The sequence below is a fragment of the Ectopseudomonas oleovorans genome (assembly GCF_029845265.1).
In the GTDB taxonomy this organism is placed as follows: domain Bacteria; phylum Pseudomonadota; class Gammaproteobacteria; order Pseudomonadales; family Pseudomonadaceae; genus Aquipseudomonas; species Aquipseudomonas oleovorans.
Window position 1 is genome coordinate 53,605 of record NZ_JAOCLK010000001.1, and the last position, 13,996, is coordinate 67,600.

Below are 13,996 nucleotides of genomic sequence, written 5' to 3' on the forward strand. Positions count from 1 at the left end.
AAAACGGTAGCGAGTTCTTTATGCTTGAATCACTGTATAAATAAACAGTTACCAACAGACACGCATGAAGGCAGATGAGGTGATGAATGGCCGTCGAAGTGGTGTATCGCAGCAGTCGCGATCCGGAGCGCTTGTTCATGGATAAGGCCGAAGCCGACCGTTACGACAAGATGCTGGAACTGGCCGAGCGCCTGAGCGAGGTTCTGCACAAGGCGGTGCCGTCCTTGAGCGAGGAACAGGGCGAGGAGTTGGGTATCTTCATGGCCAAGAATCGCGACGTCTTTGCCAAGGCGTTCAAGAGCCAGCCGGACGCGCTCGACGAACTGGAAATCGACACCGCCAGCGAATGACCAGGAACCGCGGCCCCGTTCCGCCAACGGGGCCTCGACCTATGCGTGACTGACGGGATACTGCGCTGCGGCCTGCTCCAGCCAGACCGGCAAGTCTCGCCGCTTTACCCCCTCACGCCGGGCACGGGCCAACTGTTCCAGCATGTACTGACGCTTGTGCTCGTTACCTTCGGCGAAAGACAGCGCCAGGTCACGATCGGTCCACTGACGAATACGGCGAAACAGCCACCAGTGAAAGTACAGGCCGGCGGCCGTGGTGACGAAAATGATGAAATAGTCCATGGTGAATCCTCCTTTCACCACGCTAATCGAGCCCGCGGGCGGCGCCAAGTGCGGCATTGCCGCAGGCGATGGAGGCAGGCCCATGATCCAGTGCAAGCGGGTTTATCTCGAGGCCGAGACCAGCGACGGTATACGCGCTCTAGTCGACCGCCTGTGGCCTCGCGGCATCTCCAAAGATGCCCTGGCGCTCGATGAATGGCTACCCGATGTCGCGCCCTCCACTGAACTGCGCAAGTCCTATGCCCATCGCGCCGAGGTCTTCGACGAGTTCCGCACGGCCTACCGTCGAGAACTATGCGCCCATCCCGAGCACTGGCAGCGCCTTTTGCACTGGGCAACGAAAGGCACAGTGACGCTGCTCTACGCCGCGCGCGACGACACGCACAACAACGCGCGCGTGCTGGCCGATTTTCTCGAAGAGGAACTACTGCGCCATGATTCGCCGAGTTCGCCGGTGTGCTATCAGGGCGAATTCGACGCTCATTGACCGCGCAAACCTCGGCTAGCGACTACGCGTCGTACAGCAGGCGCTCGGCGAGGTAGTCGGCAACGCGCGCCGGGGAGCGTTTTTCAGCCTGGGCGTGGGCGTAGATTTCCATGAGCCGCTGACTGATTTGCGCCAGGTGCGCCGTGATCGCCGCCAGCGCCTCACCACGATGACGCAGTGCCACGTAGATCAGCCCTCCGGCATTGAGCACGTAATCCGGTGCGTAGAGAATCCCGCGAGCTTCCAGCTGGTCAGCCACTTCGGGGCTGGCCAACTGATTGTTGGCAGCCCCTGCCACCGCTGCGCAGCGCAGATGAGCGACTGTCTGTGCATTCAGCACGCCACCCATAACGCAAGGCGCGAGGATGTCGCATGGCGTGCTGAGCAGTGCATCGCAGGCAACCGGATGTGCTCCCAGTTGCTCGACAGCCAGTTGCACACGCCCGGCATCAAGATCGCTGACCAGCAGTTCGGCCCCGGCAGCATGCAGCGCTTCGGCCAGGGCGAAGCCGACATTGCCCAGCCCCTGTATGGCCACCCGCAGCCCTTCCAGATCATCGCTACCCAGGCGCGCCTGCGCCGTGGCACGGATACCCGCGAATACCCCCAGCGCCGTGTGCGGCGACGGGTCACCTTCCCGGGTCGTGCTGGTGACATGATTGGTGTACTGGGCGATGCAGTCCATGTCGGCACTGGAGGTGCCGCTGTCGATAGCGGTGATGTAGCGTCCATTGAGGGTTTCGATAAAGCGTCCGAAAGCTTCGAACAAAGCGGCACGGCTGGGTACATGCGCAGGCCGGATGATCACCGCCTTGCCGCCACCGTGATCGATACCGGCCAGCACCGCCTTGTAGCTCATGCCCTGAGCCAGGCGAATGGCATCGGCAATGGCACTCTGTTCATCGGCATAGGCCAGGTAGCGGCAACCGCCGAGCGCTGGTCCGAAGCGGGTATTGTGAATGGCGATAACGGCCCTGAGGCCGCTGGCCGGATCCTCGGCCAGGTGCAGAGCTTCGAGCTGGGCGGCTTGCATCATGCTGAACATGGCTGCGCTCCGGGTCGGATGTCACGCCTCAGTATAGGAGAGGCCCACTGGACGACGATCCTGCCAGCGGCTAAAAACAGCACAAGTCTGTGGAGAATGCGATGAGCCCACGCCAAGCCTGCCTGCAGTGCCTGCAACGCGATCCTCCCGCTCTGTTCGAGGCGGCACTGTGGGTCGCCGCCGAACATGATCCCGAGCTTCAGCCCGCGCAGGTGCTGAATGATCTGCACGGTTTGCAGTTGCAGGTCAGCGCCGGATTACCCGTCCTGCCGGCTCGCGAACTGGCCCAGCCGCTGCTACGCCGGCTGGCCGAACTGGATTTTCAGGAGGACGACGCAGGCCTCTCCCGCCCACGCCATGCCCTGCTGCATGAAGTGCTGCGCCGCCGACGTGGCCAGCCGCTGGCGCTGGCGCTGATCGCCCTGGAGTTGGCGCGACGCCTGGAGATTCCTTTGCAGGGTGTGAACTTCCCCGGCCATTTCATGCTGCGCGTCCCCGGCGCCGACCACCTGCTCGACCCCTGCGGCGGGCGCCGCCTGTATACGCGCGATTGCCGTGATCAGCTCTATCGCCAGCTGGGCCCGGGCGCCGAACTCAGTGCCGAACATCTGCAAACGGCCGACGCCCAGGCCATGCTGCGGCGCCTGTCACGTAATCTGCGCATGCTGCACATGCAGCACGATGCCCCGGATGCGGCACTCAAGGACGCCGAGCGCGTCCTGCTGCTTGGCCCAGCGACGCTGGCCGACCATCTGGCCCGCGCCGACGTATATCGGCAACTCGACTGCCCGCAAGGCGAGCGCTACGACCTGGAGCACGCACTGTTATTCTGCGACGAAGACGGCTTGCGCCTGAAGCTGAGTGAGCGCCTGCGCAAGCTGGCACGCACGCCGGCGGTGCATTGAATCGCAGGGAAGGTCAGGCCGAAGCCGGCAGGCCGTGAAAACTGAAGTAGTAACGCAAGGCGTCGATCATCTCGACGTAATCGGCAGGCGGCGCCACCAGCGCGAAGCCGGAATCGTAGACACCGGGCGTGAGGTCTTCACGGCACCACTGGCAGTTGGCAGAAAAATCGATGAAGTGCATGCCTGGCTGGCCCGGAATCTTCAGACGCATGTCGAAACGCGCCCCCACCAGCATCGGCAACTGGCTGATGAGCATCAGACCGTCGAGCGAGACATTGCCGATGAAGCCCATCGGCTTGTCGGTGATGCGGTTGAACACCTTCAGGTAGTAGGGCAACTGGTGGCGTTCGATTCGGCGCTGGCTACGCATGATGGCATATCGCTACAAAAGGATTCGAGTATGGCCCCACTCTGGCCACTAACAGGCCGTTGAAAAACGTAGGCGAGGCAGCCAATGCAAGGCAAAAATAGGCGAAAAAGCGGAGTTTACGAGCTGTAAATGAGCATTTTGAGCCTGTTTTTAACGCAGCAGTGGCAACGCAGATAGTTTTTCAACAGCCTGCTAAACCACCCTCAAGCACAGCGCTGGGCTATCCGCTCGCGTAGCTGGCGACGAGCGGTGTCGGTTTCTTCATCACTGTAGTAGATGCGCTCGGCGCTGGCGCCTTCGCGATAGTAACGAAAGCCCTCCGGCATCTGTGCCAGGCGTGTGCGCAACTCGCGACATTCGCTGGCACGCGCTTCACGCTGCGATGCCGCTGCGGCGGTGGCCTGCTGCTGCTCTTCTCGGCGCGCCTCGTAGAAGCGTTGGCTGCGCGCCTCGCGCTCACGCGTATGCTCGTCGCGTTCGACCACCTGTGGCTTCACCTGCACGGGTTCAGCCCCGGCAACGGGTCTTTGGCCGAAATGCACCCGCCCCTGCTCGTCCGTCCAGCGATAGATTTCCGCCGTGGCCAGAGTGGGCAACAGTGCAGCGATCAACAGCAAGTGGCGCATGTTCATCCTCCATGAGAGACATACGCCAGCTTATACCGCACCGCGTCGCCGAGGAACGTCGGACGACCGAAGGCTCAGAGTGTGGCTGGACTGACCTTGGCCGCCGGCGCCGGGCTGTGATGCCCCAACTGCTCCAGCGTCTGCAGGCGCGCGCGGGCGCGGTAGGCGTACTCGCTGGCCGGATAGCGCGTGATGATGAACTGGTAGGTCTGCGCCGCATCGACGAACAGGCTCTCGCGCTCCAGGCATTGACCGCGCAGCAGGGAAATCTCCGGCTGCAGGTAATTGCGTGAGCGGCTCTTGCGCTCGGCCTGCGACAGCTCCAGCGCGACACGGGCGCAATCGCCTTCGTTGTAGGCGCGATAGGCGTTGTTCAGATGATGGTCGAGCGAGACACGGGTGCAACCCGCAGCAACCAGGGCCACGGCCAGAATGATCAGGTTACGCATGGGCAATTCCTCCAATGAGCAGTGTATCGACAGCCCAGGCAAAAACTGAACAGCGGCAAGCCGACGACGGTTTTTCTGGCGGCGCCTTGGCATGACGCCACTGCCTCTCATTTTATCAACGCCAGCGCCACGACCGCTCGTCCTCTCGAACCAGCGCTAAATCCCCTTCTGCGCTGACCCATATCAATGCCGTTCAGCGCAACAGGGTGTGTAATGTAGGTACAGACTCCAGGCGAGGACGCTGCCATGAAACTGCAACGACTGTTGGTCGTCATCGACGCCGAACACCAGCAACAACCCGCCCTGCAACGCGCAGCCGATGTGGCACGCAAGACCGGCGCCGAATTGCACCTGTTGCAGATCGAATACCACCCAAGCCTGGAAAGCGGCCTGCTGGACAGCCATCTGCTCAACCGCGCCCGTGAAACCATCCTGCGACAGAGCCACGAGGCCCTGCGTGCCAGCGTCGCTCACCTGAGCGATGAAGGATTCAAGATCGCAGTGGACGTGCGCTGGGGCAAACGTCGTCATGAAGAAATCCTCGCCCGCGTCGCGGTGTTGCAACCGGACATCCTGTTCAAGTCGACTCATCCCAGCAGTGCGCTGCGCCGCCTGTTGTTCAGTGATACCAGTTGGCAGCTGATTCGCCGCAGCCCGGTGCCGCTGTGGCTGGTACACGACGCCGAGCCCCATGGTCAGAGCCTGTGCGCTGCGCTCGACCCGCTGCACAGCGCGGACAAACCTGCCGCCCTCGATCATCAGTTGATTGATGCCAGCCAGACCCTGCAGGCCGAGCTCGGCTTACAGGCCCAATACCTGCATGCACAGGCGCCTCTGCCGCGGTCGCTGCTGTTCGACGCCGAGGTAGCGCAGGAATATGAAGACTACGTGACCCAGTGCAGCCGCGAGCACCGCGAAGCCTTCGACAAGCTGATCGCCCAGCACGCCATCGATAGAGCACAGGCCCACCTGTTGGACGGTTTTGCCGAGGAAGTCATCCCGCGTTTCGTGCGTGAGCACAATATAGGCCTGCTGGTGATGGGCGCCATCGCCCGCGGCCATCTGGACAGCCTGCTGATCGGCCACACCGCGGAGCGCGTGCTGGAACGTATCGAGTGCGATCTGCTGGTGATCAAACCGGACGGCAAAGGGTAGTGCACAGGAACAATGACTACAGCTGAATGGCGTAGTAGCCTCCCTGGCATAGTTCACTAGGGAGTTCGTGCATGACCTTTCGCCGCACCAAAATCGTCGCCACCCTGGGCCCGGCCAGCAGCTCGCCGGAAGTGCTGGAGCAACTGATCCTCGCCGGTCTCGACGTGGCCCGCCTGAACTTCTCCCACGGCACACCGGACGACCACAAGGCCCGCGCTGCCCTGGTCCGCGAACTGGCTGCCAAGCACGGCCGCCATGTCGCCCTGCTCGGCGACCTGCAAGGCCCGAAGATCCGTATCGCCAAGTTCGAGAACAAGCGCATCGAGCTCAAGGAAGGCGACCTGTTCCGTCTCTCCTCCAGCCACTCGCGCACCGCCGGCACCCAGGAAGTGGTCGGTATCGACTACCCGGCGCTGATTCAGGACTGCGATGTCGGTGACGAACTGCTGCTCGACGACGGCCGCGTGGTCATGCGCGTCGAGCTCAAGGGCGCCGACGAGCTGCACTGCCGCGTGATCATTGGCGGCCCGCTGTCGGACAACAAGGGCATCAACCGCCGCGGCGGCGGCCTGACCGCCCCAGCGCTGACCGACAAGGACAAGGCCGACATCAAGGTCGCCGCCGAGATGGATCTGGACTACCTGGCCGTGTCCTTCCCGCGCGATGCCGCCGACATGGACTACGCCCGTCGCCTGCTCACCGAAGCCGGCGGCACCGCCTGGCTGGTGGCCAAGATCGAACGCGCCGAAGCTGTGGCCGATGACGAAGCCCTCGACGGCCTGATTCGCGCCAGTGACGCAGTAATGGTCGCCCGTGGCGACCTGGCCGTGGAAATCGGCGACGCCGAGCTGGTCGGCATCCAGAAGAAGATCATCGCCCACGCCCGTCGCCTGAACAAAGCGGTGATCACCGCCACGCAGATGATGGAATCGATGATCCACAGCCCGATGCCGACCCGCGCCGAAGTCTCCGACGTGGCCAACGCCGCGCTGGACTACACCGATGCGGTGATGCTCTCGGCCGAAAGCGCCGCCGGTGAATACCCGGTCGAAGCCGTGCAGGCCATGGCCCGCGTGTGCCTGGGCGCCGAGAAGCACCCGACCAGCAAGCAGTCCAGCCACCGTCTGGGCCGCACCTTCGAGCGCTGCGACGAAAGCATCGCCCTGGCCACCATGTACACCGCCAACCACTTCCCGGGCGTCAAGGCCATCATCAGCCTGACCGAGAGTGGCTACAGCCCGCTGATCATGTCGCGCATCCGCTCGTCGATCCCGATCTTCGCCTTCACCCCGCACCGCGAAGCCCAGGCCCGCGTGGCGCTGTTCCGCGGCGTCTACACCGTGCCGTTCGACCCGGCCTCGCTGCCGGCGAACAAGGTCAGCCAGGCGGCGGTGGACGAGTTGCTCAAGCGCGGCGTGGTCGAGCCGGGTGACTGGGTCATCCTGACCAAGGGCGACAGCTACCACGGCACCGGCGGTACCAACACCATGAAGATCCTCCACGTCGGCGATCAAATGGTGTAAGCCACCTATGAACGCACAAGGCCGCTCGATGAGCGGCCTTGTGTTTTCTGAGGCGGGCGCAGCCTAGGCGAAGCGCGAGAAATCCGGCTTTCTGCGCTGCATGAATGCGGTCAACGCCTCGATGGCCTCGGGCGAACGCAGGCGTTGGCCGAACAGCGCGCCCTCCTCCTCGATCACCTTGCGCAACTCCTCGCGCCCCGGCGCGCGCATCAGGCGCTTGCTGTCGACAACCGCCGATGGCGCCAGCTCGAGAAAACGCTGCGCCATCTCACGCGCCTTGCTCAACGTCGCCGCACCGCCGTCCAGTGCCTGGTTGGCGATGCCCCAGGCTGCGGCCTGCTCGCCCGTGAACGCCTGCCCCAGCAACAGCAACTCGGCGGCGCGCGCGTGCCCGAGCAAGCACGGCAGAATCAGGCTGGAGCCATATTCGGGGCACAGACCAAGATTAACGAAGGGCATTTTCAACTGCGCATCACGGCTGACGTAGACCAGATCGCAATGCAGCAGCAAGGTCGTGCCGATGCCCACCGCCGGGCCGGCCACAGCCGCGACTACCGGCTTACTGAAGTCGAACAGCGCCCGCATGAACCGGAACACTTCGCTGTTCAGCCCGGTCGGCGGCGCCTGAATGAAGTCGGCGACATCGTTGCCGCTGGTGAAGCAGTCCTCGCCACCGGTCAGCAGCACCACGCGTACACTCGTATCGTGCTCGGCTTCGTCCAACACCTCGGCCATAGCGGCATACATGGCCCGGGTCAGCGCATTTTTCTTGTCCGGGCGATGCATGCGCAGGGTCAGCAGACCGCTGTCGCGTTGGATATGCAGGTGTTCGCTCATGCCTGGGCTCCACTGGGTGCGTCGCATGCACCGTCATCGAGCCTGACCGGCACAGCCTACGCGCGGGTGAGAAAGACGTCGGCCAGCATCTGGCTGCGCGGCAGCCCGGCCATGTACAGGCGCCGAGCGAAGCTGTCGACCGTGGAAGGATGGCCGCAGAGTAAGGCGAGGGTCTGCCGGGAAACAAGGCGCAGTTCGGCCAAAGCAGCCGGCAACTGCGCCGCCGTCACCAGCTCCACCTGCAGGTTGGCGTGCTGCGCCGCCAGCGCCTGCAGCTCGCTGGCCAGATAGTGCTCGGCCGCGTCATGCGCCACGTGCAGCAGACGAATGGCACCCTGATGTTCCTGGCGCAGCGCTTCACGCAAGACGCCATACAGCGGCGCGAGCCCGGTGCCGGCAGCCAGCAGCCAGAGTGGACGCGCCTGCCAATCGGCGTCGTAATGCAGCGCACCGCCGCGCAACTCACCCAGGCGCAGCCCATCGCCCGGTTGCAGGCGCCGCGCTGCGTCACAGAACGCCCCGGGCTTGCGGCAATCGATATGAAACTCCAGCCAGTCGTCTTCGCCCGGCACGCTGGCCAGCGAATAAGGCCTAGCGACTCCCCCTTCGCTCCACAGCAACACGTGCTGGCCGGGGCGATAGCGCAGTGGCCGCGCCGGCTGCAGGCGCAGACGCAAGACCTGCGGACTGGGCCAATCCACGGCGACCACTCGCGCGGCCAGGCCATCACGCTGTGGGTCGAAAGGCTCGACCTGCAGATCACCTACCACCTGACATTGGCAGGCCAGACGCCAGCCCTCGGCGCGCTTGTCGCTAGCCAGCGCCGAGGGTTGCAGATCCAGCGGCTCACCGTCCACGCAACGCACCAGACAGGCGTGGCAACTGCCGGCCCGGCAGCTGTAGGGCACAGCCACACCGCCGCTGAGCAACGCATCGAGCAGGTTGGTTTGCTGGGCGACTTGCAGTAGCTGGTCACCGACGCGCAGCTCAGGCACCCGCGTTCTCCCAGCTGGCGTCGCAACGATTGCGGCCGCCGCGCTTGGCCTGATAGAGCGCCTGATCGGCACGCTGCAGCGCTTCATCGAGATCGTCCCCGGCGACCAACAGTGTCATGCCGGCGGAGAGGCTCAGATTATCGACCTTCACGCCCACTGGCTCGGCCTTGGCGAAGGCTTCGCGCAAGCGCTCGCAGCAGGCGGTGAACTGATCAGCATCGGTATTGGGCAATAGCAGCACGAATTCCTCACCGCCATAGCGGGCAATGATGTCGCCGTCACGCAGACAGGCACGGGCCACAGCGGCGAAGGTTTGCAGCACCCGATCGCCCGCAGCATGGCCATGAGCATCGTTGATTCGCTTGAAATGGTCCAGGTCGATCAGCGCCAGACCGTGATGCCGCCCGTGCTCCAGATGCCCCAGTTCGCGGGTGGCCAGACGCAGGAAGTGACGACGATTGAACAGGCCGGTGAGCTCATCGGTAGCGACCAGGTCCTCGAGCTGGCGCATCATCCCACGCAGGGTATCCTGGTGCGCTTGCAGGGCGAAGCGGCGCTGGCGCATGCGTTTGCGCATGGCCTGCACGTAGCTGGAGAACAGACATAGCCAGACCAGCAGGATGAACAGCACCCACACCTGTAGCCAGGCCAGGCTCGGGTCTACCAACTGCATGCGGTAGGCCTCGACCAATATCATCGCAGTGAAACCGAAGAAAGCGAACGCGGCGCAACGCACGAACACCCGCGGCGGCAGCTGGAACACGCCGAACAGCAGGATCAGTACATAGAACACCATCATCACGCCGCGCGCGCTGTCGAACAGCGCCAGCAACGGCGGCTGCCACGCCAGTGCCACCAGCACCTGAGCTTCGGTCAGGCTGGGATCGTCACAACGCAGGTTGCGGCCGGACAGAAACAGCCAGAGAAATACCAATTGGCTGCCGAACACGCCCAGGGTCAGCCAGGCAGCGGTGCTGATAGAACCGAGGAAAAGGCCATTGAACACAGCAAACCAGCAGACGAGCGCCATCATCGCGTAAGTAGCGAAGGCCATGGCGAAGCGTTTGAGCAGGAGGCTCTGCAGGCTGCGTTGCGTTCCCCGGCGAGTCGTTGAGCTCATGGGCTCCATCCCATACTGGCATCTTGCCGTACTCTACCCGTATGCCCACAAAAAACCTAGGACATCGATAACCGAACACTGCCTCAGGCATCGACCTTCGGCTGCTGTGCCCGCTGCGGGCGGGTGCGCTATACTGCCGCGCCTTTTTGGGCGGCTGCGGGAAATATCGCCGAGATGGTATTGCGCAGACGTCCCAATCGTCATTGCGCCGGGTCGTTGTCCGGCGCTTCCTTGTAGATGTTCCCTGATAGAGGAGCGCGCCAATGACCGTGATCAAGCAGGACGACCTGATTCAGAGCGTCGCCGACGCCCTGCAGTTCATCTCCTATTACCACCCCGTCGACTTCATCCAGGCGATGCACGAGGCCTATCTGAAGGAAGAGTCGCCGGCCGCCAAGGACTCCATGGCGCAGATCCTGATCAACTCGCGCATGTGTGCCACCGGCCACCGCCCGATCTGCCAGGACACCGGCATCGTCACCGTGTTCATCAAGGTCGGCATGGACGTGCGCTGGGACGGCGCCACCATGAGCGTCGACGACATGATCAACGAGGGCGTGCGTCGCGCCTACAACCTGCCGGAAAACGTCCTGCGCGCCTCGATCCTGGCCGACCCGGCAGGTGCCCGCAAGAACACCAAGGACAACACCCCGGCGGTCATCCACTACTCCATCGTCCCCGGCGACAAGGTGGAAGTGGACGTGGCGGCCAAGGGCGGCGGCTCCGAGAACAAGTCGAAGATGGCCATGCTCAACCCCTCCGACTCCATCGTCGACTGGGTGCTGAAGACCGTGCCGACCATGGGCGCCGGCTGGTGCCCGCCGGGCATGCTGGGCATCGGCATCGGCGGCACCGCCGAGAAGGCCGCGGTGATGGCCAAGGAAGTGCTGATGGAGCCCATCGATATCCACGAGCTGAAGGCCCGGGGACCTGCGAACCGCATCGAGGAACTGCGCCTGGAGCTGTTCGAGAAGGTCAACCAGTTGGGCATCGGCGCCCAGGGCCTGGGCGGCCTGACCACCGTGCTCGACGTGAAGATCATGGACTACCCGACCCACGCCGCCTCCCTGCCGGTGTGCATGATCCCCAACTGCGCAGCCACCCGTCATGCGCACTTCATCCTCGACGGCTCCGGCCCCGCCGCGCTGGAGGCCCCGCCGCTCGACGCCTACCCGGAAATCGTCTGGGAAGCCGGCCCCTCGGCGCGCCGCGTCGATCTGGATACCGTCACCCCGGAAGAGGTGCAGAGCTGGAAGCCGGGCGAGACCCTGCTGCTCAACGGCAAGATGCTCACCGGCCGCGACGCCGCCCACAAGCGCATGGTGGACATGCTCAACAAGGGCGAGGAACTGCCAGTGGACCTGAAGGGCCGCTTCATCTACTACGTCGGCCCGGTCGACCCGGTGGGTGACGAAGTGGTCGGCCCGGCCGGCCCCACCACCGCCACCCGCATGGACAAGTTCACTCGCCAGATCCTGGAGGCCACCGGCCTTCTGGGCATGATCGGCAAGTCCGAGCGCGGCCCCATCGCCATCGAGGCGATCAAGGACAACAAGGCGGTGTACCTGATGGCCGTGGGCGGCGCCGCCTACCTGGTCGCCCAGGCGATCAAGGCGTCCAAGACCGTCGCCTTCCCGGAACTGGGCATGGAAGCCATCTACGAGTTCGAGGTGAAGGACATGCCGGTCACCGTGGCGGTCGACACCAACGGCGAATCGGTGCACAACACGGGACCTGCGATCTGGCAGAAGAAGATCGCCGACAGCCTGGCGGTGGAAGTGCAGTAAGCGCACGACGTGAAGAAAAGGCCCGGTCCAAGGACCGGGCCTTTTCATTGGCCCGACGCGGCTATTGCCGGCGGGCGTCGAAGCGGAGTATCTAGATACGCCCCGCCCACAGGGATGCTCCGATGCGGACCGCCTGGTTTCTCCTACTCCCCCAAACCCACATCCTGGACCTCGCGGGCCCGCTGCAGGCGCTGGGCAGCTGCGCCGAGCTGGACCTGGCGCCGGTCGAGGTACGCTGCACGGCCCCCCAGCCCGAGATACACAGTTTCCAGGGCGTGACCCTCACCGGGCTCGAGCCGCTGCCCGAGCGGTTGGACGAGGACGACGTGCTCTTCGTGGTCGGCAACAAGATGATGCTGTCCGATCAGGAGCGCAAGGCGCTGGACAGCGCCGCGACCTGGCTGGAGCGAACCATGGCCAAGAGCGGCGGCCTCGATCTCTGCTCGATCTGCACCGGCGCCTTCCTGCTCGGTCGCGCCGGCCTGCTCGACGGGCGCGACTGCACCACCCACCATCGCTACGTGCCGTTGCTCCAGGAGCTGTATCCGCAGGCCCGGGTGCTGAGCAACCGCCTGTTCGTCGAGGACGGCCCGCTGTGCACCTCGGCCGGGGTCTCCGCCGGGGCCGACCTGGCCCTGCATGTCATCGGCCGTCGCCTCGGCCGTGAGGTGGCCAGCCAGGTCGCCCAGGAACTGGTGATCTATCGCCGGCGCGCCGGCGAGGACCCCCAACTGGGCATACAGGAGCTGACCCGCAACCATATCCATCCCCTGGTGCATGCCGTCCAGGACTACCTGGAGGAGAATGCCAGCGCGGCGCTGAACTTCGAGCACCTGGCCATACGCTTCAACGTCAGCTACCGCCACCTGGCGCGGCTGTTCCGGGAGAACACCGGGCTGACGCTGCAGACCTTCCTGCGCAGGCAGCGCATCGAACGGGCCAGGCGCCTGCTGCGCGAGAGCCGGATGAATGTCGAACAGGTGGCCGAACGCTGTGGTTTCGGCAGTGCCCACGCCTTCCGCGTGGCCTGGAACAAGGAGGTGGCGGAAACGCCGCTGCAGTTCCGCAAGGCGGCGCTGAACCGCTAGCCTCAGCCGCCCTGCGCCACGCCGGCCGTAGCGCTGCGCTCGCTCGAAACGGCCTCGAGCCGGCCGAAGACCTCCCGAAAGAGGGCCACCACCGCCGCCTGCGAAGCCGCCCGCGCCTCCGGGTCCGGCGCCGACAGCCCGAGGCCGCCCTTGCCGCGGTGCAGGAACGGGTCCTCGTACTGCTGGGCCGGCTCCAGCCCGTTGAAGCCGTGCTGGGCCCCTGCGAAGACCTTCACCGTCACCCGCTCCCGCGCCGCTGGCGAAAGCGCCGCGAGCAGCGACGGGCAGGCCTGCGGATCATCGTCGTACTGATCCTCACTGCCAGTCAGCACCAGCAGGCGCACCGGCGCCAGTTCCCTGAAGTCATAGCCGGGCACCCGGTTGTAACCCCAGCACACCGGGTAGAAGGCCGCCAGCGCTCCGAGCCGGACCCCGCTGGCCCGCTGCAGATCGGCATGGATCGGGGCGGTCGCGGCGAGCATCGCCTGCACACCGCCCCAGGAGAAGCCGATCGCGCCTATGCGCCCGGCATCGATGTCCGGATGCTGCGCGAGAAAGGCCAGCGCGCCGGCCAGGTCGGGCAGCGTGTCGTGGACGCGCGTCGGTCGTTGCGCCGCTCCGCCGGCCAGGCCGCGGGCGCCCCACATGTCCAGCTCCAGGGTAGCGATGCCCTGTGCGTTGAGGTCGGCGCCGTGCAGGACGCCACGGGAATCCATGCCGGCCGAGCCATGCAGGATGACCACCGCCGGCACCTTGCCGGCCGCTCGCGCCGGCACGGAGAGCACCGCGGACACCCGCAGCGCCGGCAGATCGCCGAACGAGGGCAGCGGCCGCGTCTCGAAGGCCACCAGGCGCTTGGTCACGGGCACCGCCTCCGGCGGCGTGGCCCAGGCCAGCCAGGGGGCCAGCAGCAAGGCCGCCGCCAGTGTCTTGATGGATGTTCGGATCCGTACCGCCATGTTCCCTCCCATGTCCTT

Annotated in this window: 16 protein-coding genes; 7 read left to right on the forward strand and 9 right to left on the reverse strand. The window is 64.9% G+C overall.

Annotated elements, in window-relative coordinates; translation table 11 throughout:
- The first annotated feature begins 86 nt into the window (after positions 1 to 86).
- Positions 87 to 350, forward strand: coding sequence for a YebG family protein (locus tag N5J71_RS00260; RefSeq protein WP_013716633.1), 264 nt, complete (start codon positions 87 to 89; stop codon positions 348 to 350).
- Positions 351 to 389: 39 nt separating this feature from the next.
- Here the strand turns inward: N5J71_RS00260 and N5J71_RS00265 are convergent, their stop codons facing one another.
- Complete coding sequence (locus tag N5J71_RS00265; protein WP_279916038.1) at positions 390 to 632, reverse strand: hypothetical protein; 243 nt, start codon at positions 630 to 632, stop codon at positions 390 to 392.
- Between the two features lie 82 nt (positions 633 to 714).
- Here N5J71_RS00265 and N5J71_RS00270 point away from each other — a divergent pair, with 82 nt between their 5' ends.
- Positions 715 to 1,119, forward strand: coding sequence for a DUF488 domain-containing protein (locus N5J71_RS00270; RefSeq protein WP_279916039.1), 405 nt, complete (start codon positions 715 to 717; stop codon positions 1,117 to 1,119).
- A gap of 22 nt (positions 1,120 to 1,141) precedes the next feature.
- On the opposite strand, the gene N5J71_RS00275 is transcribed toward N5J71_RS00270, so the two are convergent.
- The gene (locus tag N5J71_RS00275) at positions 1,142 to 2,164 is read right to left on the reverse strand and encodes a Leu/Phe/Val dehydrogenase (RefSeq protein WP_279916040.1); all 1,023 of its coding nucleotides are present in this window, start codon (positions 2,162 to 2,164) and stop codon (positions 1,142 to 1,144) included.
- Between the two features lie 101 nt (positions 2,165 to 2,265).
- Between N5J71_RS00275 and N5J71_RS00280 the strand changes: the two genes are divergently transcribed.
- Positions 2,266 to 3,069 (forward strand): SirB1 family protein, encoded by an 804-nt coding sequence (locus tag N5J71_RS00280; RefSeq protein ID WP_147811803.1) that lies wholly within the window; start codon positions 2,266 to 2,268, stop codon positions 3,067 to 3,069.
- A 13-nt stretch (positions 3,070 to 3,082) separates the two neighbouring features.
- Here N5J71_RS00280 and N5J71_RS00285 read toward each other — a convergent pair whose 3' ends face one another.
- The 3 genes from N5J71_RS00285 to N5J71_RS00295 form a co-directional block, all read right to left on the reverse strand.
- Positions 3,083 to 3,439 carry a PilZ domain-containing protein gene (locus N5J71_RS00285; RefSeq protein WP_279532474.1) on the reverse strand — a complete coding sequence of 119 codons (357 nt, stop codon included), beginning with the start codon at positions 3,437 to 3,439 and terminating at the stop codon, positions 3,083 to 3,085.
- Between the two features lie 203 nt (positions 3,440 to 3,642).
- On the reverse strand, positions 3,643 to 4,065 hold the full coding sequence (locus N5J71_RS00290; RefSeq protein ID WP_257597597.1) for a DUF4124 domain-containing protein: 423 nt from the start codon (positions 4,063 to 4,065) through the stop codon (positions 3,643 to 3,645).
- 74 nt (positions 4,066 to 4,139) lie between these two features.
- A complete protein-coding gene (locus N5J71_RS00295; RefSeq protein WP_116618109.1) occupies positions 4,140 to 4,514 on the reverse strand; it encodes a tetratricopeptide repeat protein in 375 nt (124 codons plus the stop codon).
- Positions 4,515 to 4,760: 246 nt separating this feature from the next.
- On the opposite strand from N5J71_RS00295, the gene N5J71_RS00300 reads away from it, so the two are divergent.
- Together N5J71_RS00300 and pyk are read left to right on the forward strand one after the other, a co-directional pair.
- On the forward strand, positions 4,761 to 5,669 hold the full coding sequence (locus tag N5J71_RS00300; protein ID WP_279916041.1) for a universal stress protein: 909 nt from the start codon (positions 4,761 to 4,763) through the stop codon (positions 5,667 to 5,669).
- Between the two features lie 71 nt (positions 5,670 to 5,740).
- Positions 5,741 to 7,192 (forward strand): pyruvate kinase, encoded by a 1,452-nt coding sequence (pyk, locus tag N5J71_RS00305; protein ID WP_279916042.1) that lies wholly within the window; start codon positions 5,741 to 5,743, stop codon positions 7,190 to 7,192.
- A 63-nt stretch (positions 7,193 to 7,255) separates the two neighbouring features.
- Here pyk and N5J71_RS00310 read toward each other — a convergent pair whose 3' ends face one another.
- Genes N5J71_RS00310 through N5J71_RS00320 form a run of 3 tightly spaced genes read right to left on the reverse strand, consistent with a single transcriptional unit; the run spans position 7,256 to position 10,144 of the window.
- Positions 7,256 to 8,029 (reverse strand): enoyl-CoA hydratase, encoded by a 774-nt coding sequence (locus N5J71_RS00310; RefSeq protein WP_279916043.1) that lies wholly within the window; start codon positions 8,027 to 8,029, stop codon positions 7,256 to 7,258.
- A gap of 56 nt (positions 8,030 to 8,085) precedes the next feature.
- The gene (locus tag N5J71_RS00315; RefSeq protein WP_279916044.1) at positions 8,086 to 9,024 is read right to left on the reverse strand and encodes an iron-sulfur-binding ferredoxin reductase; all 939 of its coding nucleotides are present in this window, start codon (positions 9,022 to 9,024) and stop codon (positions 8,086 to 8,088) included.
- Entirely contained in the window at positions 9,017 to 10,144 is a 1,128-nt protein-coding gene (locus tag N5J71_RS00320; protein WP_003462379.1) for a GGDEF domain-containing protein, read from the reverse strand. Before N5J71_RS00320 ends, N5J71_RS00315 begins: the two co-directional genes overlap by 8 nt.
- Positions 10,145 to 10,407: 263 nt before the next feature.
- Here N5J71_RS00320 and N5J71_RS00325 point away from each other — a divergent pair, with 263 nt between their 5' ends.
- Complete coding sequence (locus tag N5J71_RS00325) at positions 10,408 to 11,931, forward strand: fumarate hydratase (RefSeq protein ID WP_279916045.1); 1,524 nt, start codon at positions 10,408 to 10,410, stop codon at positions 11,929 to 11,931.
- 122 nt (positions 11,932 to 12,053) lie between these two features.
- The gene (locus tag N5J71_RS00330) at positions 12,054 to 13,019 is read left to right on the forward strand and encodes a GlxA family transcriptional regulator (RefSeq protein ID WP_108234230.1); all 966 of its coding nucleotides are present in this window, start codon (positions 12,054 to 12,056) and stop codon (positions 13,017 to 13,019) included.
- Positions 13,020 to 13,021: 2 nt separating this feature from the next.
- On the opposite strand, the gene N5J71_RS00335 is transcribed toward N5J71_RS00330, so the two are convergent.
- The gene (locus N5J71_RS00335) at positions 13,022 to 13,978 is read right to left on the reverse strand and encodes a dienelactone hydrolase family protein (RefSeq protein ID WP_108234231.1); all 957 of its coding nucleotides are present in this window, start codon (positions 13,976 to 13,978) and stop codon (positions 13,022 to 13,024) included.
- Positions 13,979 to 13,996 lie beyond the last annotated feature (18 nt).